Below are 25079 nucleotides of genomic sequence, written 5' to 3'. Positions count from 1 at the left end.
GATTGTCGGCTTTGCTCGCGGTGACAGTAACGGAGAGACGAATGAACGGCCCCCGAACAGACTTCCCGCCGACGCAGAGGGTGGCCGCCGAGACCGTGGGTGGCCGGTACCGGCTGGGCGCCGGTATCGGCCGAGGAGGTGCCGCCGACGTCTACGAGGGCGTCGACGTCCGCCTCGGACGACGGATCGCCGTCAAGATCTTCCGGGCGGGAGCCGACCCGGAGATGGAACGACGGTTCGCCGAGGAGGCCGTCCTTCTGGCGCGGCTTCAGCACCCCGGTCTGGTGACCGTCTACGACGCCGGCCGGCACCAGGGCCGCGCCTACCTCGTCATGGAGCTGGTCACAGGGCGGACGTTGCGCGAGTGCCTCGCGAGCGGGCCGCTGTCCCCCCGGCGCGTCGCCGAGCTGGGCGCCGCCCTCGCGCGGGCGCTCGCCCATGTGCACGACGCCGGCATCGTGCACCGCGACATCAAGCCGTCGAACGTCCTGCTGGACGCCTCTGGCGCTCCTCACCTCGCGGACTTCGGCATCGCCCGGCTGGTGAACGCCACTCATCACACCGCTTCCGACGTCCTCATAGGAACCGCTGCCTATCTTGCGCCGGAGCAGGTCATGGGCAGGGAGGTCCGACCGGCCGCCGACATCTACGCCCTCGGCCTGGTCCTGCTCGAATGCCTGAAAGGGGAACTGGAGTACGAGGGGACCCCGCTGGAAGCGGCTGTGGCACGCGTGCACCGGTCGCCCGTCGTCCCAGGCTCGCTCCCGCCCGGTCTGGCCCGTCTCCTGCACGCCATGACGGCTCAGGACGAGACGACGCGGCCCGACGCCCCGAGTTGTGCCCGGGCGCTGTCCGCTCTGTGCGCCGCACCTCCGCACGCCGTAACGGACGCCGCGCTGTCCTCGGTGGCCCCCGTCACCCTCTCCGCGCGGGCGGACGACGAGACGCGCAGCCGGGCCCGGGCACGGCACACCGGCAGGACGGGACACGCGCGCCGCCTCGCGGTCGGCACCGCCCTGACCGCGCTTTCGGCGGCTCTGGGGGCCGCCCTCGCCATGACCCTGGGCACCGGCGCGCACAGCGACGAACGCGCCGGCTCCGGCTCCCCCGCGTCCGAACTGGCCCAGCCGCCCTCCGACTCCGCCAAGGCGCCGAGGACCGCCGCCGCAGACCCGAACACGCGGCGGCCAGAGTCGGGTTCGGCGTCCGAGCCGTCACGCTCCACCACCACCGCAGCCACGGTCGGCGACACGGCCCCGGCCAGCGAGACAGCCGTGACCGAAGCCGCGGCTCCGGCCGCCGCGCGCCGGACGTCACCCGGTGCGGAGAAGGGCGGCGACACCCCTCAGCACCACGCCCCGGGCCGCGACAAGGAGGCGACCAAGGGTGCTCCCGCCCACGCCGGGCCCGGCGGCGCGCGGAAGCCGGCCGGGGCGTCCGGCGGCTCCCAGGACAGGGCAGGCCGGAAGAGCCACGGCTGACCTGCGGCGCAGGGCTCCTGGGGTGCCTATGGAACATGACGGATGCTCTGGTCGCCGGTGGGTGGGGGCTGCTCGCCGGATCGGCTCTCCGGCTCCCCGCGGAGCGCGCGTGTCAGCCGCCTCATACCGCTGCCGCCACGGGCTCAGCGCACGGGGAAGCCGAACGAGTAGCCCTGCTCCTCAGCCACGGCAGAACCTCGCGGACAGCCGCTGCACGAACGCGTCCTGGTCGGCCCTCCGGGCTGGAGTGGCCCGGGTCCGGGCACGGCGGGAGGGGCCCGGTGACCGCGCGGCGCAACGCCCGGGCGGCCGTGGCGGTCGAGGCGCATGTCCGTTTCCGCGGCGTGAAGTGGCAGGTGATCACCCTGTCCGGGCAGACACTTCACCTCGTCGGCCCGGACGGCGGTGGCGAGGCCGTGCTCGCCGGGTACCCGTTCGCCGATCCCGGCTTCAGCGTCATCGGGGCCTGCGTACCGCAGGCGGCCCCCGCAGTGGGGGCTGTTCGAAACCGCACCTGCCGCGGCGCGGGAGAGGGCCCTGGCCTGGCAGCGACACGTGAGAGAAGTCGAATGCGACCTTGCGGACGGGCCCGGCAGCGAAGGGGTGGTGCGGGACCAGTACGACCCCGCACGGCACACGCTGGCCGAGCGGGAGCAGGCCAAGGCCGAGGAGCTGACCGCCCTGGGGGTTGGGCGAGTGTCGCGTACCACGGTGCAGCGCATGCGCCTGGCCTGCGGCAAGCAGGGCCTGTGGGGGCTCCTGGACCACCGCACCACCCGCGCCTCCGGCCCCACCGGGCGTTCCGACGAACGGGTCGTCGCCGCCGTCCGTGAGGCGCTGCGCCGTCGGCGCGGGCGTTGCAAGGGCACAATCAGCGGCCTGTTCCCGCTGATCAACCAGATTCTGGAGGACTGGCACGGCCCGGGTGCGGTACCGGCGCTGTCTGGTCACTGCTTGAGGGAGCCCGGACAGCTCATGCCCGGTTTGCCCAGGTTCAGGGGCGGTTCGCCCCTTCGGTGTACAGGGCACGGTCGCTGCCTGGGTCTGTGTCCACTTGCCGCACGGGCGCTGGATGGCGTACTAAATACTTTCCCCATGTAAAAGGTTCTCGGGGATGTGGGGCCCGGTAGTGAAGGTTCTGCGGGGCCGGTCGTTTGGCGGGGCGCTCTGGCGTCCTGCTGCCAGGTGGAATGAGGATGGATCATGCCTGAGGCGTCGGTTGAGGCGTCGCGCCCCGTGCCCCGCTCCAGGCCGGCGCGGGCTGGTGGGAAGGTCGCGGAGCCGGAGCTGCGCCAGTTGCTGGCGGGGCTGACGGCGGTGCGCGACGGTGACTTCGGCACCCGGCTGCCCGATGAGGCCGACGGTCTCATGGGGGAGATCGCCACTGTGTTCAACGGCATGGTCGATCAGCTGGCCCTGTTCACCTCCGAGGTCACCCGGGTGGCCCGCGAGGTGGGCACCGAGGGCACCCTGGGCGGCCAGGCCGAGGTTCCGGGCGTCTCGGGCACCTGGGCGGACCTGACCGACTCGGTCAACGCGATGGCGGGCAACCTCACCACCCAGGTTCGGGACATCGCGCAGGTGGCCACCGCGGTCGCCCGGGGGGATCTGTCGCAGAAGATCGATGTCGATGCGCGCGGGGAGATCTTGGAGCTGAAGGAGACCGTCAACACGATGGTCGACCAGCTCTCCTCGTTCGCCGACGAGGTCACCCGGGTGGCCCGCGAGGTGGGCAGCGAGGGCCGGCTGGGCGGGCAGGCTCAGGTGCCGGGCGTGGGTGGCGTGTGGCGGGATCTGACCGACTCGGTGAACTTTATGGCCGGCAACCTCACCGACCAGGTCCGCAACATCGCGCAGGTGACCACCGCCGTCGCCAAGGGCGACCTCTCGCAGAAGATCACCGTGGATGCCCGGGGTGAGATTCTGCAGCTGAAGGACACCATCAACACGATGGTCGACCAGCTGTCGGCGTTCGCCGACGAGGTCACCCGCGTGGCCCGCGAGGTCGGCACCGAGGGCCGGCTCGGCGGCCAGGCGGACGTCAAGGGCGTCTCGGGAACCTGGCGGGATCTGACCGACTCGGTGAACTTCATGGCCGGCAACCTCACCAACCAGGTCCGCTCCATCGCCCAGGTGGCCACCGCGGTGGCCAAGGGCGACCTGTCCCAGAAGATCACCGTCGAGGCCAAGGGTGAGATTCTGCAGCTGAAGGACACCATCAACACGATGGTCGACCAGCTGTCGGCGTTCGCCGACGAGGTCACCCGCGTGGCCCGCGAGGTCGGCACCGAGGGCCGGCTCGGCGGCCAGGCGGATGTCAAGGGCGTCTCGGGAACGTGGAAGGACCTCACCGAGTCCGTCAACGTCATGGCCGACAACCTGACCGCGCAGGTCCGTTCCATCGCCGACGTCACCACCGCGGTCGCCCAGGGGGATCTGTCGCAGAAGATCCGGGTGGATGCCCGGGGTGAGATTCTGCAGCTGAAGGAGACCATCAACACGATGGTGGACCAGCTGTCGGCGTTCGCCGACGAGGTCACCCGCGTGGCCCGCGAAGTGGGCACGGAAGGAAACCTCGGGGGGCAGGCGACCGTACGTGGCGTCTCCGGTACCTGGAAGGACCTGACCGACAACGTCAACGTCATGGCCTCCAACCTGACCGGGCAGGTCCGCTCCATCGCCCAGGTCGCCACCGCGGTGGCCAAGGGCGACCTGTCCCAGAAGATCACCGTCGAGGCCAAGGGCGAGGTCGCAGCCCTCGCCGACGTCATCAACACCATGGTCGACACGCTCTCCGCGTTCGCCGACGAGGTCACGCGGGTGGCACGTGAGGTCGGCACCGAGGGCCGGCTCGGCGGCCAGGCGAGGGTGCCGAACGTCGCCGGGACCTGGAAGAACCTGACCGACAACGTCAACTCGATGGCGAACAACCTCACCGGCCAGGTCCGCAACATCGCCCAGGTGACAACCGCGGTCGCCAACGGCGACCTGTCCAAGAAGATCGACGTCGATGCGCGCGGGGAGATCCTGGAACTGAAGACCACCATCAACACGATGGTGGATCAGCTGTCCTCGTTCGCCGCCGAGGTCACCCGTGTGGCACGTGAAGTGGGCAGCGAGGGCCGCCTCGGCGGTCAGGCAGAGGTCGAGGGCGTCTCGGGCACGTGGAAGCGGTTGACGGAGAACGTCAACGAACTCGCCGGGAACCTGACCAGCCAGGTGCGGGCGATCGCGGAGGTGGCCAGCGCGGTCGCCGAGGGCGACCTGACCCGCTCGATCACCGTGGAAGCCTCCGGCGAGGTCGCCGAACTCAAGGACAACATCAACGCCATGGTCGGGTCCCTCAGGGAAACGACTCAGGCCAACCAGGAACAGGACTGGCTCAAGTCCAGCCTGGCGCACATCTCCGGCCTGATGCAGGGCCACCGCGACCTGTCGGTGGTGGCCGAGCTGGTCATGGAGGATCTCACCCCGCTGGTGTCGGCGCAGTACGGCGCGTTCTACCTGGCCGAAGACACCCCGGGCGGTACGGAACTCAGGCTCGTGGGCTCCTACGGCCGGCCCGCCGGCATCGACGGCCACGACCGGTTCACGCTGGGTGAGTCGCTGGTGGGCCAGGCGGCCCGCAGCCGCCGCGTCATCACCGCCGAGGGGGTGCCCGGCGAGTACATCGGCATCTCCAGCGGACTGGGCAAGGCCACCCCGGGCGGACTGATCGTGCTGCCCATTGCGGTGGAGGACCAGGTGCTCGGCGTGATCGAACTGGCGTCCTTCACGCCCTTCACCTCCATCCACCGCGACTTCCTCGAGCGGCTCGCGGAAACGCTCGGCGTGAACGTCAACACCATCCTCGCCAACGCTCGCACCGATGAACTGCTCGAGGAGTCCCAGCGGCTGACCGGGGAACTCCAGGCCCGCTCCGAGGAACTGCAGGTGCAGCAGGAGGAACTGCAGCGCTCCAACGCGGAGCTGGAGGACAAGGCCCAGCTCCTGGCCTCGCAGAACCGCGACATCGAAGGCAAGAATCTGCAGATCGAGCAGGCCCGCCAGGAGCTGGAGGACCGCGCCCAGCAGCTGTCTTTGGCGTCGAAGTACAAGTCGGAGTTCCTGGCCAACATGAGCCACGAGCTGCGCACCCCGCTCAACAGCCTGCTCATCCTGGCCCAGTTGCTCGCCCAGAACCCCTCGCGCAACCTGACGCCGAAGCAGGTGGAGTACGCGGGCATCATCCACTCGGCCGGCTCCGACCTGCTCCAGCTGATCAACGACATCCTGGACCTGTCCAAGGTCGAGGCCGGGAAGATGGACATCAACCTCGAGCAGGTCCCGCTGCGCGGGCTGCTGGACTACATCGAGGCGACGTTCCGCCCGATGACCACACAGAAGGGCCTGTCCTTCGCCATCGCCTCCGCCTCCCGGGTGCCCTCGGATCTGGTCACCGACGATGCCCGGCTGCGGCAGGTGCTGCGCAACCTGATCTCGAACGCGATCAAGTTCACCGAGCGCGGGGGTATCGAGCTGTGCATCGAGTCGGCCGGCGAGGAGGAGGTACCCGCCGGTGTGCACCGGGACGGGCCGGTGGTGGCCTTCCGGGTCAAGGACACCGGGATCGGCATCGCAGCCCAGCACCTGGAGACGATCTTCGGCGCGTTCCAGCAGGCGGACGGGACCACCAGCCGCAAATACGGGGGCACCGGGCTGGGGCTGTCCATCAGTCGCGAGATCGCCCATCTCCTGGGCGGCGCTCTCACCGCCCAGAGCACGCCCGGCCGGGGCAGCACCTTCACGTTGTACCTGCCGGCCGCACGCGGTGACTTCCTCGACCAGACCCCGGCCGACGAGCAGGGCATGCCGGCCCCCGGGGAGGTAACCAGTGCGCTGCCAGCGAATCGGGAGCTGTCTGCCCCCGCGGAACAGGCTCCGGGGCAGGGGCAGCCGCGTCGGCTGCTGGTGATCGAAGAGCGCCAGCGCGGCCTGCTGTCGCTGGTCGCCGAAAGCGCGGTCGGGCTTGAGGGAAGCCCTGGAACATCCGATCGCCATGGCCACGTCGAGGTGATCACGACGGTCGGAGCCCAGGAAGCTGCCGCCGCACTGGCGGCCGAGCCCTTCCACTGCGTCGTGCTGGAGCTGGACATGGCCGAGGGCCAGGCAGGGGCCTTCCTCGACGCGATGGACGGTGATGAGGCACTGCGGCACGTGCCCGTGCTCGCGCACAGCAACCGTCAGCTCGGCGCGGACCTGGAGCAGGCACTTCGGGCTCGGGCGGCCGGGCGTTCGCTGGAAGTCCTGGGCAGCCTGGACGAACTGCGCGAGCGCATCGCCCTGCATCTGTCGGCCGAGCAGCCGGGAGACGTGGTGGCGCTGGTACGCAGCGAGGAGAGCCGGCAGCCTCGGCTCGACACCCTCGATGAGCACTTGCAGGGCTGCACCGTGCTGGTCGTCGATGACGACGCCCGCAACCTCTACGCCCTCTCCGGGATCCTGGAACTGCACGGTATGCGTGTTCTGCACGCCGAGGACGGCCGTAAGGGGATCGAGTGCCTGAAGGCGCATCCCGAGATCGATCTGATCTTGATGGATGTGATGATGCCGGAGATGGACGGCTACGCCGCGACCGCCGAGATACGGCAGATGCCCGAGTACGTGGACCTGCCGGTCATCGCGGTGACCGCGAAGGCCATGCCGGGAGACCGGGACAAGAGCCTTGCCTCCGGCGCCAGCGACTACGTCACCAAGCCTGTGGACGCCAACGATCTCGTGGCGTGCATCCGGCGCTGGCTCAAGGAGCAGTGAGCACCATGCTGGTCTTTCCCGTCTCCAGCCGCGCATCCGTGCCCGCCGGCCGTCGCCGCCTTGGCTGGCCGGCGGCACGCGCCTGGTCCTGCGAGGAGTCGCCGGCACGATGAGCGCACCCGAGTATGCCGAGGACCCTGCGGAAGCCGCGTTCGCCGACGGCTCACGGCAGGGGCCACGTCCGCACGAGCGCGTGCCCGGCACCGCGGCCTCATCGCAGGACGCGGGCCTGGTCCCAGCCCAGCCGCAGCGGGCGGAGTCCGCGGGCGTGGAGATAGAGCCGGCTGCGCAGGCAACCGGCCAGGTCGCGGTGGGCCGCCTGGCCGCGACCGTGGCACGGCTGAACGAGGAAGTGCAGGCCGCCCGGGCCGCCGCGGATGGCCGCGCACTGATCGAACTGGCCAAGGGCATCTTGATCGAGCGGCTGCACTGCGGGCCCGTCCAGGCCGCACGGCAACTCGCGAAGCTCGCGGAACGGTCCGGTGTGTCCGACCTCGAACTGGCCGCCGACATCATCAACCAGGCCGCCCGCGACCAGGTGGCCCAGATCGCGCTGGAATTCCTCCAGCTCAGCGGCAACGGCACCGGCGAAGACGACCGCGCGTCCCTGGCGGTGCGGCTGCGGGCCGCAGAGAGCGGCGCCCTGGCCGCCGGCGACACCCAGGCCGTCGCCGAGTCCCTGCTGCAGCACGCTCTGACCCCGCTGGGCGCCGCGGCCGTCGCCGTGTGGGGGGCGAGCCCGGACGGCTCGCTCACCCTGCGCGGCCACGCCGGGTTCAGCGACGACGAAGCCGAACGCTGGCGCCATGTGCCGCCCGGCGTCGCCACCGTGGCCAGGCGCGCCCTGACCGACCGCTGCCTCGTGCACATCGCCTCCATGAGCGGACACGTGCCCTCCATCGGATACCTCGACTTCCCGGACGGCGGGCGCATCGCCCTGTGCGCGGGCACCGGCGGCCGCATCAGCGGAGTGCTGGAGATCTGCTGGCCCCAGCCGCTCACCGAGCAGCCCCCCGCCATCCACCGCCAACTCGAGGCGCTGGCCGACCTGTGCGCCCACACCCTCGAGACCCGCCCCACCGGCGACAGCCCCTCGCCGGGCGCCTCCGCACCCGACGGGGCCGCCACCGAACTCATTCACCTCGCCGACGGGCTGCACGATCCAGCCCTGGTCCTGACCCCCCATCTGGACACCGTGGGCCGGCTCGCCGACTTCCGCATCCACCACACCAACAGCCACTTCCAGGACCCCGCCGGCCGGCCGCGCAGCACCCTCACCGGCGCACTGCTGCTGCAGATCTACCCCCTGATCGTCGGCTCGAGCGACCTCTTCGGACAGCTGGAGAGGGTCTACGCCACAGGGGAACCCTTCAGGGCTCGGCGCATGACGCTGCCCACCCTCATCGACCAGGTCCCCCTGAGCACGGTCGCCGACATCAGCGTCAGCCGTCACGGCGACAGCCTGCTGATGATCTGGCGCATCGAGGACGAAACCGCCCGCTTGGCCAGCATCCTGCAGCACGCACAACGCCTCGGCCGGATCGGCGGCTTTGAGGAAGACCTGCTCACCGGCGACATCACCTGGAATGGTGAGCTGTTCGCCCTCTACGGGCGGCCGCCCGCCGCCGGACCGCTGTCCCTGCACGAGCTGGCCGCCCACGCCCACCCGGACGACGCCGTCGCCATCGGCCGCTTCCTGCGCACTGTTGTGCACCACGGCCGCTCCGCCAGCGTCGCCTTCCGGCTGCAGCGATCCGACGGCGTCACCCGGCACATCCGGGTCGTGGCCGAACCCGTCACCAGCTCCGACGGCCGGCTTGCCGCCCTGCGAGGCGCCTACCAGGACATCTCCTCCCAGCACTGGACGGAAGTGGCCCTGGCCGCCACCCGCGACCAGCTCGCCCACACCGAGCAGGAATCCGCCGAACGCAACCGCCTCGCCCTGCAGCTACAGCACGCCATCATGCCCCCTGCGCACGGCCCGCTCGAGGTGTCCGGCCTCGAGGTCGCCGTGCGGTACCGGCCCGCCGAATCCGAAGCCATGGTCGGCGGCGACTGGTACGACGCCGTCGTCCTGCCCACCGGCCAAGTCCTGTTGAGCGTAGGCGACGTCGCCGGGCACGGCATCAAAGCCGCCACCGGCATGGTCGTCCTGCGCAACGCACTGCGCGGCCTGGCCATGACCGGCGCCGGCCCCGCCCAGCTGATGTCCTGGCTCAACAACGTCGTCCACCACCTCACCGACCACCTCACCGCGACCGCGGTGTGCGCGCTGTACGACCCGCCCACCCGCATCATGCGCTGGGCCAGAGCCGGCCACCTCCCCCCGGTCCTCGTCCGCGGCGACCAGGCGGACACCCTGCCCCTGACCGGGGGCCTCTTGCTCGGCGCCCTGGCAGACGCGGACTACGAAGAAGACCAGACTCAACTACAGCCCGGTGACACACTGCTCATGTACACCGACGGCCTCGTCGAGCGCCGCGACACCGCCGTGCAGGACTCCCTGACCCAGCTGCTGCGCACCGCCGAGACCCCCGCCGGTGCCCTCGGGCAGCGCCTCGACCGGCTGCTCACCTACAGCAAGTCAGACACGGACGACGACACCTGCCTCATCGGCATCCAGATCCCCGCAAAGCCACCGGAATGATCAACAGAAAACTGGGCCCCGCATAGTTGCCCCGCGGTGGTGGAAGGGCCCGGCCAGTTAGCGGCGATCGCTCTGTTGACGGGGTCAGGACAGAAGACGAAAGCCTACGAAAAGCTGCGGCAGGACAATGCCACCGACCTGCTACGTACTGCCCGCAGACGACCCGACATGGAACCGTTGTTGGAGGGATTCGACCTCGATCCGCGTACGGCCCAGGCACACCGTATGGTGCGCTACTCGGACGACGGCGTCACCGCGGAAACTCGCCAACGACTACGCGCAACTGCCCCGCGGAGGCGATGTGGTGTACGGCTTCGCTGCCGGGCTCTACCCGACCGACTATCCGGCGCTGCCAGAGGCTGAGGCCCCAGCAAAGGCCCCCGACTGATCGGTATCGCAGGTCATGGCGTCCGCAGCCGCGACCTGCAACATCGGACAGGCCCTAGTACTGCAACGGTGCTTGCTCTGAGTGCTGGGTAGATGTCATGGACTGTGCCCGCGTCGTTTGTAGTGGCGGACGCGGGCTTGGTATTGACGTCGTCGTCGCCAGTGTGACCAGTGCAGAATGTGGCTGACCGGGGTGTCCCGGCGGTCCGTGAGGCGGGTGATCAGCCGTCGGATTTCAGCGAGGCTGTAGTGGATGAGCTGGGAGGATCCGTTTCTGCTCTTTCCTGATCCAGCTGGCGGGCGCGCAGGACGGTGAGGCAGGCGTGGGCCGCCATGGCCAGGGTCATGTGGCGGTGCCAGCCGGGATGGCGGCGGACTTGACAGGAATCCGGTGCCATTCGACGATCAGAACGGCCTCACGGTCCCCGAGGTGTTCCACGACGTAGGTCCGCACGTCGTCCAGGACCTCGTCAGCGTCCCACTCGATCCGGTTCAGCAGCCGATGAATGCGATCGGGACCGGCATGCCCGGCCTCCTCCGCCAGCGTCCAGCCGTTCTTCCGCTCCAGCGGCGCGACCAGCCCCCGCATATAGGCAAGCGCCGACTCCCGCGGCTCCGACCTGTTGAACCGGTGCACAAACCGCTCGTGCACCGCCTCGAGCTCACCCGCCCACAACCTGACATCAGCAAGGTCCCCACCCATAACCACACCAACGAACGACCTGGCCATCAGTCACGGCAAGAACCGTTGCAGTACTGAGCCGCTCATCCTCGGCATCCCCGCCGTCCGGTCCCGCCGAACACCTCAGCTGGCTGCGCGAGCGTGGCCCACTACACCATCGGACAGGACGGCTGGGAGGACGTCGCCGACTTCGCGCTGGCCTGGGCCGTCCTGCCGGATACGCCACGAGGAACATCATCAACGTGTACAGAGGCACGAGCAATTGGTGCGAAACGTTTGGTGAGACTGAGCCCTGGCGCAAGAATTCACGGCAGGATGGCGCCGTTCCGCTGGCCGCCGGCGCCACGCGGGGTCAGTCTTCGGCTTCGGCCACCGGCTTTTGCCATGGCCACCGCCCGGTGATCTCCAACTCGAGAGAAAAGCTGAGGAAGGTGCGGATACCCACGATCACGGCCAGCACTCCGACGCTTGTGTACGTCGGCGCAACGGCGACCGTACGGATGATATCGCCGGCTACGAGGAACTCCAGCCCCAGCAGGATCGACCGCCCGACGCGACGGCGATAGCCGCGATACACGCCCACCTGTCGGCGGCTGAGCCGGATAGTCGCGAGAACGGTCGCCAAGAGCATTCCCACGACTATGATGGCTACGCCGACGGCGTCAACGGCTCGACCGACCAGCTGCACGATGTGCTGGAACTCCACAGTATCCTCTTTCGCGCCGACGAATCCGCTCGTTGGTGGCCGCAACCTCTGTTGCTACCGACACGCCTTTCCGAGCACCCGCTACAATGGGCCAGACGTGTTTCCACGGCACTCCCCGCGCAGTAGGCCGGCGACCGTCGACGGCGCCCGTTGAAATTAACTATCGGACGGGCGCGAGTGTTATTTCCCGGCTGCGAGTTCCTCAGTGCATTCGATCGAGTACTTCGTCGGTCGACAGCAACGCATGGGCGAAGAAACGGTAGTTGATGATCGCCGCCTGATAGCCATCGCCCCAGACGGGGTGTCGGGGTCCAGCGGTTGCGTCCCTTACCACGGCGACCTCAAATCCCTCCTCGATGAGGTGCCGCATATGGGACTCGACGCACATGTTCGCCAGCATTCCGCCGAGAATAATCCTCTGCATTCCGCGCTTGCGCAGTTGCAGTACCAAGTCATTGCTTTCCGGTCCGAACACCTTGTGCGGGCTGGCGACCACCGTTCTGCCATCTTCGATATAGGGCTTGAAGCGGTCCAGCCAGTCTGCCCCGGAGTTTTGGAACCCGGTCAGATCGAGCTGTCCCGCCCGTGCGAACGTGTGGGTCTCGAGCTCGCTTGTCTCAAGCGGCCCGTTCATTTTCCATCCGTTGTCGGTCGGGAAGAAGTAATGGGGCGAGATGAAGACCTCATATCCGCCCGCCTTAGCCGCCTCGAAGATTCTCTCCATATTCTCGACGGTCCTGTTCTCTGTGACGCTCGCTCCCACCGCGTCCCAGTTCGCCCCGCCCTCGCTCAGCACGTCGTTCTGCGGGTCAATGAACACAACCGCCGTGTCACTATTCTTCACATCCACCTTGCGCTCCTCACGCGATAACAAACCGCTGGCGCGGTAAGCATTCGGTACAGTGGATTTCCCTCCGAAGCACATTCCGGTTCGACGCGAGGTGCCTTCCTGAGCCGCTGCGGATAGTTCCGACACCAAGCGACATCACTCGAGTGCCGTAGCCCGCCTTCGGGGTGTGTGCCCTGAGAAGGCGCTGTTCCGGTCATTCGCTCCTCCGTTCCACTTTGCCCCATGACGCGGCGTTATGCATCAGTGAATTGCTGCACCTCGGTCGCGAGGCCGTGGCCGACTCCCTTCCAGTTGTCGCCCGCTCCCTTCTGGTCGACGATCTGCTGATCGCGCTGAGCGCGGAGCGCGGTTACGCAGGAGTTTCCTTACTGGATCAAGGCGGCCCGCCCGCGGCGGCCCGCGCGCCGGCGGCCACGGGCGTCGTCGCTCCCTGTCTCCGCCACCGCTCCGGCGACCCCCCGCCACTCAGCGCGCACCACCGCCGAGGCAGACTGCTCGACCAGAAAGTGACCTGACGGCGCTACCGCCAGGACCGGGCAGACATCCCGCCGAGTGCTGTGACCGCATAGACACCTCACGACCCCAAGTCGTCAAGCCGCAGCGGCCAAGGCAGTTGGGAATGCGGTGTTCTCATCGAACAGTTCGCGTCGCTGGAGGCAGTGGAACATCTGTCCGAGCATGCGGTTGAAGAGGTTGCGCTGGGCGGCAGCGTGCCAGTCCCCATGCTCGTCGCGGCGGCGACGGTAGTGAGCCATGGCTCCGGGCGAGGCCCGGAGGGCGGAGAAGGCCCAGAGGTAGCCGGCGTGGTTGAGGCGGTCGTTTTTGACCCAGCGGCGGGTGATGCTGGACTTCTTGCCGGAAGCCCGAGTGATGGGCGAGGAGCCGGCGTATGCCTTCAGGCCGCGGGCGTCGGCGAAACGGCCGCGGTCGTCCCCGATCTCAGCGAGCACCCGGGCGCCGAGCTGGACGCCGAGGCCGGGAAAACTGAGGATGATCTCAGCGTCCGGATGCTGAGGGAAAGCTTCCTCCACCGCCTGGGCGAGGTCGTCGGCAGCCGTGCAGGCAGCCTGGAGCTGGACCAGGAGGGCGAGCATCTGCTTGCCGAGCGCGTCCTCGACGAGGGCAGGATGGTGGGTGTGGTCCTCGCGGAAGACCTCACGGAGGCGTTCGGTCTCGGCTTCGATGCCGCGTTGGCGGCCGGCTCGCTTGAGGGCGGCTTGGAACTGGGCGCGAGTCAGTCGAGCAGCTCGCGTGGGAGTTGGAGCCAGTTTGAGGACTTCGTGGGCTTCGGGGCGGCACAGACCGTTCTTCCACGACTCGAACGCCGTCAGGGCGGCTGGGTAGTACTCGCGCAGCAGGGAGCGGAGCTGGTTGGAAATCTGCTGGCGGTTCCAGGTGGCGTCCTGCTGGGCGCGGGCGAGGACAGCGATGGCGCGGGCCAGTTCGCTGTCATCGGGCAAGGCCCGGTGGGCGTGCATGTCGGTGCGCAGGATGTTCGCGAGCACCAGGGCGTCGCCCGGGTCGGACTTCTTGCGGGAGACGCTGTGCCGGTCGCGGTAGCGGGCGGCGGCCATCGGGTTGATCGCGAAGACCTTCCTCTTGCCCTGCCGCAGCACGGCGACCAGCAGACCGCGGGAGGTCTCGATCGCCACCGGGATCGGGTGTTCCTCGGTGTCGCCGTACTCGGCGAGCAGCTCCAACAGGATCTTGTAGCCAGCCGCGTCATCGGTGATGTGGCGTTTGGCCAGCAGCTGGCCCGAGTCGTCGACCAGGGCGACGTCGTGCGTCCTCTCGGCCCAGTCGATTCCGCAGTAGATCAAGGCATCCTCCCCATGGCGTGGGTGTTTGCGCTGGTCACGAGCGCATGCGGGCCACGCAGCGACCTAATTCCAGGACTCGGCGACAGGGCCGGTCCGCCACCTCACTAGCCGTTCGTGGCACCAGCGCGTCACACGGGCCTCGGTCTCGACGGGAGCTCGCAGCTCGGGCATATCGAGAGGTCACCATGTAGCGGGCTCGCACCACCAACGTCAACGAGCAAGCACGGCCTGGGGTGGCGGCGGTCACGCAGGCACGAGCGCTTCGCTCTTCGCTCAAGGCTTCTCAAGCCAGGCTTCGTGTAGGAATCCGTCCGACGCCCACGCGACCACCACCACGAGCACGGGGGGCTGCACGCCGCTCTATGCGGAGGTCTCAATGAACCCGGTTCGCCGGAGGCGTCGCAGTCCCGTACTCGAACAGCCCGCTGGAGCGACAACCGCTCTGTATGGGCCGCTGAGAACGAATTAGGTTCACCGGGTCGGCGGTCGTAGCGGTTGGGTGCACACTGCACAGCACCGGGCAAGGTTGCTGCCGCTGTGCAGTGTGCATGGAGGTTTATTCGTCGTGCAGCTCGGCGCGGACGCGGCGTGAGCCCGGAAGGTGTAAAGGCCAAGGGTGTCTGGTGGTTCGGCCAGTCCAGGACCACCGTTGCTGATCCAGGTGGCGATGTCTGCGGAGGCGCCGGAGTCATTGACCGTGCCGAGCCAGACAGGGCGCCCTCCGGCCTTTCGTCCTTCTGCGGAGGGCTGGATGACGATGACGTTCGCGCGCTCGCACGCATCCAGGCAGTTGGTGCGTCGGACCGTCACTACTCCGGCGAGTGCGGTGCGCAGGTCGGTGAGCTGGGCTTCGTGGTCCAAGTGCCGGACTTCGGAGGGGGTGCCGCAACAGCACCCTCGGCAGACGGTGACGGTGCATCGGGTATTGGCCGGCCTCGTATGGGCAGCTGTCGAGCGGGGGCGTCTACTCACAGCGTGCCCTTGTTGAGGGAGCCGGTCCAAGCCTGCTCACGCAACAGACGCAGGCCGTTGAGGCCGACGATGACGGTGGAGCCCTCGTGGCCTGCGACGCCGAGCGGGAGCGGGAGGGTGGCGATCAGGTCCCAGACCACCAGCACGGTGATGAAGACCGCGGCGATGACCAGGTTCTGTACGACGAGGCGTCGGGCCCTGCGGGAGAGGTTCACGACGGTGGGGATGGTGGCGAGTTCGTCTCGAACGACGACTGCGTCGGCGGTTTCCAGAGCGAGGTCGGAGCCTGCTTTGCCCATCGCGATGCCGGTGTGCGCTGCGGCCAGGGCAGGGGCATCGTTGACACCGTCGCCGACCACGAGCACCCGTCGGCCCGCGGCGTCGCACTCTTGGACGGCGCTCACCTTGTCCTGCGGGAGGAGACCAGCCCGAACATCGGTGATGCCGACTTCGGCGGCGACGTACCGGGCGGCGCGCTCGTTGTCGCCAGTCAGCAGGACTGGGGTTCGACCGGTCAGTTCGGCGAGCGCGGCCACCGTCGCCTTCGCGTCCGGCCGGAGCCGGTCGGCGATACCCAGCACTCCGACCGGGGCACCGTCACGCAGGACGACGACCGCGGTACGGCCTTCGTCTTCGAGTTCTTGCACCAGGCCGGTGACGTCTGGGCCGACGGTGAGGGTGAGTCTGGGCGGCGAGCCGACCTGGACGGTACGGCCGCCGACGGTTGCAGTGACGCCCACGCCGGGCGTGGAGGTGAAGCTGGCAGCCTCGGAGAGGGCGAGGCCGCGTTCGCGGGCGACTTGGACGACGGCGCGCGCGAGAGGGTGTTCGCTGGGATGCTCCGCCGCTGCCGCGAGCGCCAGCAACCCGTCCGCGTCCAGGCCCGATTGGCGCTCCGGCCGGATGTCGGTGACATAAGGCGCGCCCTCGGTGAGGGTCCCCGTCTTGTCCAGCGCCACGGTGTCGACCTGGCCCAGGCGTTCCATCACGACAGCGGACTTCGCCAGGACACCGTGGCGGCCCGCGTTGGCGATCGCCGAGAGCAGCGGCGGCATGGTGGAGAGAACCACGGCGCAGGGCGAGGCGACGATCATGAAGGTCATCGCGCGGAGCAGAGCCGGCTGGAGTGCGGAGCCCACGGCGACCGGGACCGTGAAGACAGCCAGCGTGGCGATGACCATGCCGATCGAGTAGCGCTGCTCGACCTTCTCGATGAACAGCTGTGTGGGTGCCTTGGTCTCGGAGGCTTCATCGACCATCTTCACGATCCTGGCGATCACTGAGTCAGCCGGATCGCGCTCGACCCGTACGCGCAGGGCGCCGGTGCCGTTGACAGTGCCGGCGAACACCTCATCTCCCGGCTGCTTTGCCACCGGCAGCGGCTCACCAGTGATGGTGGCCTGGTCGACGTCGCTGGTCCCGTCGAGAACTTGACCATCGGCGCTGACCCGTTCGCCGGGCCGCACCAGGATGGTGTCCCCTACCGCGAGGGAGTCGGCCGGAACGCTGTCCTCCCCGCCGCCTGCCAGCAGCCGGGTCGCGGTGGTCGGCGCAAGGTCGAGTAGACCACGCACCGAATCCGCGGTCCGCCTGGTCGCGACGGCCTCCAGGGCTCCGGAAGTGGCGAAGATGACGATCAGCAGTGCACCGTCGAGAACCTGGCCAATGGCCGCGGCGCCAAGTGCTGCCACCACCATCAACAAATCCACGTCCAAGGTCCGGTCCTTCAAGGCCTTCAGGCCCTCGCACCCTGGCTCCCAGCCACCGGTGACATACACGGCCGCATAAAGCGGAGCCCACAGCCAAGCCGGGGCTCCGAGGAGGTGCAGGGGGAAGGCGAGCAGGAACAGCACCAGCGCGGCCAGTGCCCACCGGGCCTCCGGCAGTGCCAGCACCCGCGTGCGCCGTTTCGGCGACGCCGGACGTGGCCCGGTAGCGGCCCGTGCAGGCCGCTGGTCCAGGACTGAAGACATGACAAAACAACCCTTCACGGGCGGATGGGGCAACATATTCACCATACAGGAACATCTGAACAGGTCTTCATATGTCACCGCTATGATGTCCCCATGGGCCACGGAACCGACACCGCCAGCAGTGCCACCACCCGCGAGCGCCTCGATGCCGTCGGCACCGCCGATGTCGCCGCCACCCTCCAGGCCCTCGCCACACCCTCCCGTCTCCACATCCTGGCCCATCTCCAGGAAGGCCCGTGCTCGGTCGGAGAGCTCGCCGATGCCGTCGGTATGGAAGCCTCCGCCTGCTCCCACCAACTTCGTCTGCTGCGCAATCTAGGTCTGGTCAGCGGGGAACGCCGAGGTCGCTCGATCATCTACGCCCTCTACGACAACCACGTCGCCGAACTCCTCGACCAGGCCCTCTACCACGTTGAGCACCTGCGCATGGGAATCCGCGATGCTCCTGTGGCTTCCGCTGAAGAGACGCCGGCCGGGCCGTAGCTTGCGGGCGTCCAGCGCTCCAGGTTCTGTCCGGCCGATCTCGGCCGTGGAAGGATGCCGTCCATGATTGACATTCGAAGGGGCCGTGCCGCGTAGAACGCCAGCTTCACTTCGGCCGCAGAAACGTGGCTGGAGGAGTCCCTGGGTGCGTTATCGCGATGTCCCTGGCCTGTCGGGGGCGGCGAATGCAGCCGTCCGCGCGCTCGAGCGGGGTCGACTGGCGCCGGGCATTGTGTCCGTCGCGCTGAGCGTGTGGTCGGTCCGCGTCCACGGCACCGAACGTCGGTGGAAGCGGTGGGAGGCCGAGTTCGCCTGCCCATGCTGCGGCGAGGGCTGGGCCCGGGACAAGCTGCAAGAGGCTCTGTTCATGCTGCCGCCGAGCGCCGCCGCCGAACTGCGTGTGCGGGTCGAGCGCCTGGACGAGGTGCTGCTCAGACGAACGCACCATGAGCCCATGGCGGATCCGGAGGTGGCGTGGTGGCATCGCCGGTACTGATCGCGTCGTCGATGCCGTCCACTGACTCGTTGGCTCTTGCCTGACTGGTCGGGGAGATCTGACAGAGGCGGAGTGGCGATGTCCGAAGCCGTTCCTGCCAGCGGCCAACAACCGCTGCGGGCGGTGGCGCGACCACCGTCAGGTGGTCGACGGCATCCCGCACCGGGTCCGGACCGGGGTGCAATGGCAGGATCTGCCAGAACGCTACGGGCCGTGGAAGACCGTCTATGAGCGCCACCGACGCTGGGCAGCCCGGCGGGACCTGGGAGCCGCTGCTCCAGCAGGTGCAGGCCCAGGCCGATGCCGCGAGCGGGACCGACTGGGACGTCTCGGTCGGTTCCACCTCGATTCGTGCCCACGAGCACGCCGCCGGCGCCCGCGAGCCCTGCCACCCGCTGCGTCAAAAAGGGCGGTGGCGATGGCACATCAGAGCGGGATGCCGTGGGCGAGGCTACGCGCCCGCTTGGTGGGGGTCGTGCAGGAGGTGAGGCGCTCGGTCGCTCCGGAGGAGGGTTCACCGCCAAGATCCACCTGAGTGCCGACGGTCGCTGCCGCGTGCCGTCACTGTTGCTGACGGCGGGACAGCGGACGGACTGCACCCGGTCCGAGCCGGTCATGGAGCGCATCCGGGTGCCCCGCCTCGGGCCGGGGCGCCCACGCGGCACACCGGGAAAGCGTGAGTGCCGACAGGGCCCACAGCAACCGCCGGACCCGGCGCTATCTGCGATGACGAGGCATCCGCCACGTCATCCCAGAGAAGAGCGGCCACGCCATGAACCGCGTACGCCGGGGCCGGGCAGCGGGTCGCCCGCCCGGCCTCGACAAGTCGGTCGTCGGCGATCCGGTCGATCGGCAGAAGCGTCCCGTCGAGCAGGACGTACGCCGTGCGCGAAGCGGCCCGGACGGCCTCGTCGAGGGTGGGGGCGAGTGCGGCCAGTAGGTCGACGGCCTCGTTGATGTAGCGGTAGAGCGTGCTCGTCCCGACTTCGAAACCGCCGCGAGCCGGGCGTACGTGGTCCCGTTGCGCAGATGCGCCAGCACCAGCAGGGCTTGGCGGCCGGCTGAGAGCCGGCGCCACCGGCTCCCGATCCGACGACGTTGCTCAAGCAGACGAGCAGCGAGGAAGGACAGGGACCGGCTGGACACGTCCAGCCCGCACGGGTGGACAAGCACGTCAGGCCTCTGGTGGGTACTGGGTGATCTTGGTCGTGAATCCGTCTACCAAGGGCTTCACCCATGTGTCGAACCAACCGACCCGCCTACGCCGAAGGTTGGCAGTGCCCCGGCCATGTGTCGCGCCGATAGCATCACAGCATGCCCTCCCCGATAGCCCGCCGCTACTTGCTGACTGCCCTGCTGGTCGTGGGTTTGGCAGCATTCGGCTACTACGCTCTGCGGCCCGTGCGGGAGGATTGCGCCCTCACCTCCGGACCGTATGGCTCTACCTTCAGCCCGAACAGCGAGGCCTCCGGCAGCGGCGGGTGCGGCGAAGAGCGCACGCGCTTCATGACCTGGCTGGAGGAACAGGCGCACACAACCAGCTGAGACGACGACTTCGGGACGCCGATGTCAGATGGTGCCTGGCAGGCGCTTTGTGGGCCCGTTGGGGGCCCTGTTCAGCCGCGCTTTGGCGGTTGAAGGTGATCTGCCACTCGACGCGAGCCGTACGGGGCAGGCTCAGCGATCAGGTGGGAAAAGGCTCAGGGTGTCTTCTGGCCGAGTGGGCGCGAGGAAACGCGCTGACCCTGGCGAGCGTCGCCAGTGCGTTGTCCACGAACGTTCGCTGTCCTTGGACAGTGAAGCCAGTCGCGCTGTCATCCGATCGAGGCGTTTGACACCGAGCTCAGGCACCCATGGCCTCGCGCCACCCCCCAACCGGCCGGAGGATCCCAAAACGAGGGTCCGCAGGCGACGTTGCGGGAAATAATGGCCGCCATGACGTACGAAGGCTCCTCCATCGACCCGGCCAAGCCCAGCATCGCCCGCGTCTACGACTACCTGCTCGGCGGCAAGGACAACTACGCCGTGGACCGTGAGATCGGCGACGTGTTCAAGCGCGACCTACCTGGTTCGGTGGCCATCGCATTCGCCAACCGCGCGGCCCTGACCCGGGCTGTCAGGGAGATCGCGAAGACCACCGGCATTCGACAGTTCATCGACCTGGGCAGTGGTCTGCCGACCGCGGACAACGTCCACCAGGTCGCGCAACGGCATGCCCCCGAGTCCCGGGTCGTCTACGTCGACATCGACCCCCAAGTGCTGGTCCACGGCCGCGCGCTGCTGGAGAACAACGACCGGACCCGCGTCGTCGCGGTCGATGTGCGCAACCCCGAAGGCATCCGCACTCACCCTGACACCCTGGAAATCATCGATTTCACTCGTCCCGTCGCCGTCGTCCTCAGCGCTATCCTCCACCACGTCAACGATGACGAGGACCCGGCCGGCATCGTCCGCTACTGGCGAGACCACGTCCCCTCCGGAAGTTACTTCTTCATCAGCCACTTCCGCTCCGGCAACAACCCGGAGACCGCGGAGGCCGAGAAGGTCCTCCAGCAGACGTTCGGCCGCGGCCGGTGGCGCACCGACGCGGAGATCGCCTCTCTGCTGGACGGCCTGGAGATCCTCGACCCCGGGATCGTCCCCGCGTCCCTGTGGCGTCCCGACGAGAGCGACAACCCCTGGAAGAACAGCGGCGGAAGACGAGAACTCACGGTCTGGGAACACCTCATAGCCGCCGGACTGGCCCGGAAAGCCTAAGGGCTGTCCCGTAATCCCCGGCGGGCGCACGACGACAGCTACGGCACCTCGCCGCGTTGTCGGATCGCCCGAATACGCCCAGTATGAGGACGACCTCCGCCTTGCGATGCACCATCTGACGCCGCGCGCTGACCCACCGGGGATTACGGGACAGCCCTTAGACGCCATCCGCTTATCGATCGCGGGGCTGGTCTGGGCGAACGGGATTCCTGATCGGGTGATCACGCGAGAAGCGGCGCATGGCAGCAGGGCCTCTTGGTAGTTCGGAGGTGCGAACCAAACCGATCACCAGGAGGCCCTGTTGCCGCAGTCTTTCGCGTCCGCATGCGTGGAGTCCAACGCGCCGTCTCTCCCGTGTGACTGTCTCGCGCACAGGTTCGGCAACGCTGCAGACCGGCCGGACCGCACCCCGTGTTATGCCTCCGACATGACGGAGGCGGAGTGGCAGGTCATCCGGGCGGTACTGCCGGTTCCGGCCTGGTTGGAGGGGCGGGGTGGGCGGCCGGAGGGCTTCTGCCACCGTGTGATGATCGACGCTGTCCGCTACGTGGTCGACAACGGCGTCAAGTGGGCCAACCTGCCTGCGGACTTCCCTCCGTATCGGCGGGTGCACGCCTTCGCCCGCCGCTGGCAGGTCAACGGCCTGCTCGCCGAGCTCCACGACCGACTGCGCGACAAGGTCCGGGCGAAGGAGGGCCGCTCACCGGACCCGACGGCCTCCATCGTGGACTCGCAGTCGGTGCGGGCGGCGGCGAACATCCCGCGCTCGACATCCGGATGGGACGGCGGGAAGAAGGTGGGCGGGCGCAAGAGGCACCTGGTGGTGGACTGCCTCGGCCTGGTCCTGGCCGTGGCAGTGACCGCGGCAAGCGTGCAGGACCGCGATGCCGCGGTGCCCCTGCTGGAGTGGCTGCGCAAAATGTACTTCTCCATCCGCCTGGTCTGGGCGGACGGCGGCTATGCCGGCAGCCTGGTCGACTGGGCCCGCGAGAAGCTCCGGCTCACTCTGGAGATCGTCAAACGGACTGATGACACCGTGGGGTTCGTGGTGCTGCCGCGCAGGTGGGTGGTGGAGAGAACGCTGAGCTGGCTGATGCGTTCGCGTCGACTGGTTCGCGACTACGAGACGCTGCCCGCCATGCACGAGGCCATGGTGCTGTGGTCGATGACCATGCTCATGAGCGGCCGCCTGGCCGGACGCCGCCCGGGTGCCTTCAGACGGCCGGCACCACGAGCGCGGTGAACACCCCCGGCCGCACCTGGAGGGCCCACCCCCGCTCCACCAGACGTTTCGTCTTCGAGCGCAGCCCCTCGACCTTCGCCGGGATGGCCTCCAGCCCCAGGGCCGCGGCCAGTTGCTGGCAGCGCATGCCCTCTCGGCCCGCTTCTGACTCCAGCACCGACAGGATCCGCTGGTAGTCCGGTGCGAGGACCGCCACCGCCATGCCCTCGGCCCGCCGCGGCACGGGCGAGCCCGCCACCGCGCTCCGCGCCGACTCAGCGACCTTGGACGACGGCTCGGCCAGTACCTCCGCCACCGTCACGCGGGCATCCACCAGCCGCTGAAGCGCACGTTCCGCGTCGCCGAGCGCGGCCTGCACCCGCTCGGTCTCCTCCCGCAGCCGCGCGATCTCTTCCCGGACCCTCTTCTCCCGGGCCTCCAGCAAACCAAGCACCGACGGCACCAGCCACCCCCACGAGCGAGACGAGCGGACCAACCATGCCCATCTCTCCTGCCGCCGACCGGAGTTCATGCCCACCCACCCCGAACCAACCGATCACGTTCGGAAAGCGGATGGCGTCTTAGACGTGATCCCCGGATGATGATCGCCGCGCAGCCGCACCTCCGGCCGGCGGGTCGCCGGGGTGGCGAAGCTCCTCGGCATCGACACCGGCAGGTGAGCGGATGGACGGCCTGCCCGACCGCACCGCCCAGACCCTGGCCGCGTGGATGCACGAGTTTCCCGGGGTCGAGTACGTCTGCCACAACGGTTGGGTGATGTGGCGACGGGCTGGTCCATCGTGCGTGGCGAAGCCGAGGATTCTCGCCTCCCTGTGGCGGGTGGCCACAAGGCAGACGCCTTGACAGTGAAGTCAGTCGCCCCAGATCAGAGCGACGACGTCGACTGACTTCGCTGTCGAAGGACATTTGCCGGGGTTGGTCATGCGGCTTGTGGTCGTGGTCGACCCCAGCGTTGGTGTCGTTCGCCGCGGACCTTGGCACGTTCGCGGCGTTGGGCGGCGAGGATGTCGGGGTGCCGGGCGTTCGCGTTGCGCCACCCGTAAGGGTCCCAACTGGGCCTCGATGGGGGTGGCCCAGGACGCGCTGGTCGGTGTCAGAGACCCACGGCAGCCAAGCGCGCGACAGAGCAGCGCGGTACTTCGACCCCGGTGACTGCCCCTGTCCGCTGCCGTCCCTCCGGGGTCTCGAAGCGACCGGAATTACCGTCGCTGACCGAAGTGGCCAGAGGCACGATCAGAAGATGGAGAGGGGGGTGGGTGCGGAGCCATTCGGTGTCCCGGGACCACGACCACGCAGGTCCGGGGACCCCTATCCGGCCACCCCCCTTGGCCGCCGTGTTCCTCAGCAGGAACACTGAACCGGCTCATCTCTGATCGGGAAGCTAACACCCCCCACTGACAACAGCCTTACGGCGACCGGCACCACCTCAGATGGGGCAGAAGCGAGCCAGATCCTGCGAGGAACCGCGGCGCACACCGGACACCCGGACGGGCCACTTCAACCTCGAGGCTGCCTAGCGCCGCGACAGGCAGCGTTCGCCCCGTCCCGACGTCCGGGCCACCGACAGACCTGCAAAGCGTGCGCCGACGCTCGGTCCTGGCCAGAGGCCATCCGCGCTCCGCGCCCCCGGCACACGGATGGAACCGCACAGCGTCACCCGTTACTGATTTACCGATTACTGATTACCGATTACTGAGCACCATGCGGAACCGCGCGGAGCCCGCGAGCATCTTCCGGTACGCCTCGTCCGTCTGGTCCAGCGGTACGACCTCCGTCATCGGACGGATGCCGTGCAGGGCGCTGAACGCCATGGTGTCCTGGGTGTCCTGCGAGGTGCCGCTCGGATGCCCGCGGACGACCTTGGCGCCCGTGATCAGCTGAGCCGGGCTGACCCCCAGGGGAGTGCCGTCCAGGCCGATGACGACCAGCTCGCCGCGGTGGCGCAGTCCGTCCACGGTCGCCGTGATGGCCTCGGAGTTGGAGGCGGTGGCGAGGACGACCTGTGCGCCACCCAGGGACCGCAGCGCCTCGGCGACCGGCGTGTCGGCCGTGCTGTCGACGTAGTGGTGGGCGCCGAGTCGCTTGGCGAAGTCCGCCTTGCCCGCACCACGGGCGATGGCCACCGTCTCGCAGCCCATCGCGACCGCGTACTGCACCGCCAGGTGGCCGAGTCCCCCGACTCCGAGGACGGCCACCAGGTCACCCGGCCGTGCCGAGCTGCGCCGCAGTCCGTTGAACACCGTCACTCCCGCGCAGGCCAGCGGCGCCGCGTCGGTCGCCGCCAGCGCGTCGGGGATCCGGGCCAGGGTGTCCACCGGTACGACGACCGACTCCGCGTATCCCCCCTCGTACTGCCACCCGGGAACCTTCAGGTTCTCGCAGACGACGAAGTCGCCCTCCCGGCAGGGCGTGCAGTAGCCGCAGGCGCCGCCGAACCAGCCGACCGCCACCCGGTCGCCGACCTCCCAGCCGCGGCCCTGCGTCCCTTCTCCGAGTTCCTCGACGCGCCCGGCGATCTCGTGCCCGGGGACCACCGGGAACGTCACGCCCGGAACCCCGGCGTTCACGAAGAAGGTGTCGCTGTGGCACACCCCGCAGGCGTCGACGGTGACCCGCACATGGCCGGGGCCCGGCGGAGTGGCCTCTCGCTCGACGATCTCGAACGAACCGCCGGCGGACTCCACTTGAGCGACTCGATAGGTGGTCATCTGGATCCCTGCCTTGGAGAGTCGGACCGATCTCGAGGCTCTCTGCTCGCAGGTGGTCGCGCTGGGCCCGCGAACCCGACG

At 68.8% G+C, this 25079-nt stretch carries 17 protein-coding genes and 3 pseudogenes; 11 read left to right on the top strand and 9 right to left on the bottom strand.

What is annotated here, in order from left to right; translation table 11 throughout:
• Positions 1-41 precede the first annotated feature (41 nt).
• From OHB41_RS42795 to OHB41_RS42780, 4 genes are all read left to right on the top strand, one after another.
• Positions 42-1481: a serine/threonine-protein kinase gene (locus OHB41_RS42795; protein ID WP_266705451.1), complete on the top strand. Its 1440-nt coding sequence runs from the start codon at positions 42-44 to the stop codon at positions 1479-1481.
• A gap of 555 nt (positions 1482-2036) precedes the next feature.
• Positions 2037-2582 carry a hypothetical protein gene (locus OHB41_RS42790; RefSeq protein ID WP_266705450.1) on the top strand — a complete coding sequence of 182 codons (546 nt, stop codon included), beginning with the start codon at positions 2037-2039 and terminating at the stop codon, positions 2580-2582.
• Positions 2583-3020: 438 nt separating this feature from the next.
• Positions 3021-7274 carry a HAMP domain-containing protein gene (locus tag OHB41_RS42785; RefSeq protein ID WP_526025083.1) on the top strand — a complete coding sequence of 1418 codons (4254 nt, stop codon included), beginning with the start codon at positions 3021-3023 and terminating at the stop codon, positions 7272-7274.
• Between the two features lie 109 nt (positions 7275-7383).
• On the top strand, positions 7384-9921 hold the full coding sequence (locus tag OHB41_RS42780; protein WP_266705448.1) for a SpoIIE family protein phosphatase: 2538 nt from the start codon (positions 7384-7386) through the stop codon (positions 9919-9921).
• 784 nt (positions 9922-10705) lie between these two features.
• Here OHB41_RS42780 and OHB41_RS52785 read toward each other — a convergent pair.
• The 3 genes and pseudogenes from OHB41_RS52785 to OHB41_RS42765 form a co-directional block, all read right to left on the bottom strand.
• Positions 10706-11011 (bottom strand): annotated as a pseudogene (locus tag OHB41_RS52785) (transposase); the annotation flags it as partial.
• A 331-nt stretch (positions 11012-11342) separates the two neighbouring features.
• Positions 11343-11696, bottom strand: a complete 354-nt coding sequence (locus OHB41_RS42770; protein WP_266705447.1) for a DUF1622 domain-containing protein — start codon at positions 11694-11696, stop codon at positions 11343-11345.
• Between the two features lie 202 nt (positions 11697-11898).
• Positions 11899-12546: a cysteine hydrolase family protein gene (locus tag OHB41_RS42765; protein WP_266705446.1), complete on the bottom strand. Its 648-nt coding sequence runs from the start codon at positions 12544-12546 to the stop codon at positions 11899-11901.
• A 248-nt stretch (positions 12547-12794) separates the two neighbouring features.
• Between OHB41_RS42765 and OHB41_RS42760 the strand changes: the two genes are divergently transcribed.
• On the top strand, positions 12795-13061 hold the full coding sequence (locus OHB41_RS42760) for a hypothetical protein (protein WP_266705445.1): 267 nt from the start codon (positions 12795-12797) through the stop codon (positions 13059-13061).
• Between the two features lie 75 nt (positions 13062-13136).
• Here the strand turns inward: OHB41_RS42760 and OHB41_RS42755 are convergent, their stop codons facing one another.
• The 3 genes and pseudogenes from OHB41_RS42755 to OHB41_RS42745 all read right to left on the bottom strand — a co-directional run bounded on the left by OHB41_RS42755 (position 13137) and on the right by OHB41_RS42745 (position 17311).
• Positions 13137-14366, bottom strand: a complete 1230-nt coding sequence (locus OHB41_RS42755; RefSeq protein ID WP_266705444.1) for an IS110 family RNA-guided transposase — start codon at positions 14364-14366, stop codon at positions 13137-13139.
• 556 nt (positions 14367-14922) lie between these two features.
• Positions 14923-15338: pseudogene (locus OHB41_RS42750) on the bottom strand ((2Fe-2S) ferredoxin domain-containing protein).
• The gene (locus tag OHB41_RS42745; RefSeq protein WP_266705442.1) at positions 15335-17311 is read right to left on the bottom strand and encodes a heavy metal translocating P-type ATPase; all 1977 of its coding nucleotides are present in this window, start codon (positions 17309-17311) and stop codon (positions 15335-15337) included. Before OHB41_RS42745 ends, OHB41_RS42750 begins: the two are co-directional and overlap by 4 nt.
• A 93-nt stretch (positions 17312-17404) precedes the next feature.
• Between OHB41_RS42745 and OHB41_RS42740 the strand changes: the two genes are divergently transcribed.
• The 3 genes from OHB41_RS42740 to OHB41_RS42730 all read left to right on the top strand — a co-directional run bounded on the left by OHB41_RS42740 (position 17405) and on the right by OHB41_RS42730 (position 18825).
• Positions 17405-17794 (top strand): ArsR/SmtB family transcription factor, encoded by a 390-nt coding sequence (locus OHB41_RS42740; RefSeq protein WP_266705440.1) that lies wholly within the window; start codon positions 17405-17407, stop codon positions 17792-17794.
• 145 nt (positions 17795-17939) lie between these two features.
• Entirely contained in the window at positions 17940-18290 is a 351-nt protein-coding gene (locus OHB41_RS42735) for a hypothetical protein (RefSeq protein WP_266705438.1), read from the top strand.
• Positions 18291-18330: 40 nt separating this feature from the next.
• A complete protein-coding gene (locus OHB41_RS42730; RefSeq protein ID WP_526025082.1) occupies positions 18331-18825 on the top strand; it encodes a transposase in 495 nt (164 codons plus the stop codon).
• 290 nt (positions 18826-19115) lie between these two features.
• On the opposite strand, the pseudogene OHB41_RS42725 reads toward OHB41_RS42730, so the two are convergent.
• Positions 19116-19463 (bottom strand): annotated as a pseudogene (locus tag OHB41_RS42725) (transposase family protein); the annotation flags it as partial.
• 141 nt (positions 19464-19604) lie between these two features.
• Here OHB41_RS42725 and OHB41_RS42720 point away from each other — a divergent pair.
• From OHB41_RS42720 to OHB41_RS42710, 3 genes are all read left to right on the top strand, one after another.
• Positions 19605-19835, top strand: a complete 231-nt coding sequence (locus OHB41_RS42720) for a hypothetical protein (RefSeq protein WP_266705436.1) — start codon at positions 19605-19607, stop codon at positions 19833-19835.
• Positions 19836-20216: 381 nt separating this feature from the next.
• On the top strand, positions 20217-21047 hold the full coding sequence (locus OHB41_RS42715; protein ID WP_266705434.1) for an SAM-dependent methyltransferase: 831 nt from the start codon (positions 20217-20219) through the stop codon (positions 21045-21047).
• Positions 21048-21474: 427 nt separating this feature from the next.
• Positions 21475-22290 (top strand): IS5 family transposase, encoded by an 816-nt coding sequence (locus OHB41_RS42710; RefSeq protein WP_266705432.1) that lies wholly within the window; start codon positions 21475-21477, stop codon positions 22288-22290.
• Here the strand turns inward: OHB41_RS42710 and OHB41_RS42705 are convergent.
• Positions 22262-22723 (bottom strand): hypothetical protein, encoded by a 462-nt coding sequence (locus OHB41_RS42705; protein WP_323138442.1) that lies wholly within the window; start codon positions 22721-22723, stop codon positions 22262-22264. The two genes, OHB41_RS42710 and OHB41_RS42705, sit on opposite strands and share 29 nt — an antisense overlap.
• A gap of 1249 nt (positions 22724-23972) precedes the next feature.
• Positions 23973-24998: an alcohol dehydrogenase gene (locus OHB41_RS42695; RefSeq protein ID WP_266705428.1), complete on the bottom strand. Its 1026-nt coding sequence runs from the start codon at positions 24996-24998 to the stop codon at positions 23973-23975.
• Between the last annotated feature and the right edge of the window lie 81 nt (positions 24999-25079).

This window comes from Streptomyces sp. NBC_01571 (assembly GCF_026339875.1).
In the GTDB taxonomy this organism is placed as follows: Bacteria; Actinomycetota; Actinomycetes; order Streptomycetales; family Streptomycetaceae; genus Streptomyces.
Note: the sequence above shows the minus strand (reverse complement) of the source record. Positions and strands in the feature narration are given on the sequence as shown.

What these genes read in the sequence shown, in the direction of transcription:
- OHB41_RS42710 (WP_266705432.1), top strand. Translation starts at nt 21,475, where the DNA reads ATGACGGAGGCGGAGTGGCAGGTCATCCGGGCGGTACTGCCGGTTCCG.
- OHB41_RS42795 (WP_266705451.1), top strand. Translation starts at nt 42, where the DNA reads ATGAACGGCCCCCGAACAGACTTCCCGCCGACGCAGAGGGTGGCCGCC.
- OHB41_RS42745 (WP_266705442.1), bottom strand. Translation starts at nt 17,311, where the DNA reads ATGTCTTCAGTCCTGGACCAGCGGCCTGCACGGGCCGCTACCGGGCCA.
- OHB41_RS42715 (WP_266705434.1), top strand. Translation starts at nt 20,217, where the DNA reads ATGGCCGCCATGACGTACGAAGGCTCCTCCATCGACCCGGCCAAGCCC.
- OHB41_RS42780 (WP_266705448.1), top strand. Translation starts at nt 7,384, where the DNA reads ATGAGCGCACCCGAGTATGCCGAGGACCCTGCGGAAGCCGCGTTCGCC.
- OHB41_RS42695 (WP_266705428.1), bottom strand. Translation starts at nt 24,998, where the DNA reads ATGACCACCTATCGAGTCGCTCAAGTGGAGTCCGCCGGCGGTTCGTTC.
- OHB41_RS42740 (WP_266705440.1), top strand. Translation starts at nt 17,405, where the DNA reads ATGGGCCACGGAACCGACACCGCCAGCAGTGCCACCACCCGCGAGCGC.
- OHB41_RS42785 (WP_526025083.1), top strand. Translation starts at nt 3,021, where the DNA reads ATGGCGGGCAACCTCACCACCCAGGTTCGGGACATCGCGCAGGTGGCC.
- OHB41_RS42720 (WP_266705436.1), top strand. Translation starts at nt 19,605, where the DNA reads ATGCCCTCCCCGATAGCCCGCCGCTACTTGCTGACTGCCCTGCTGGTC.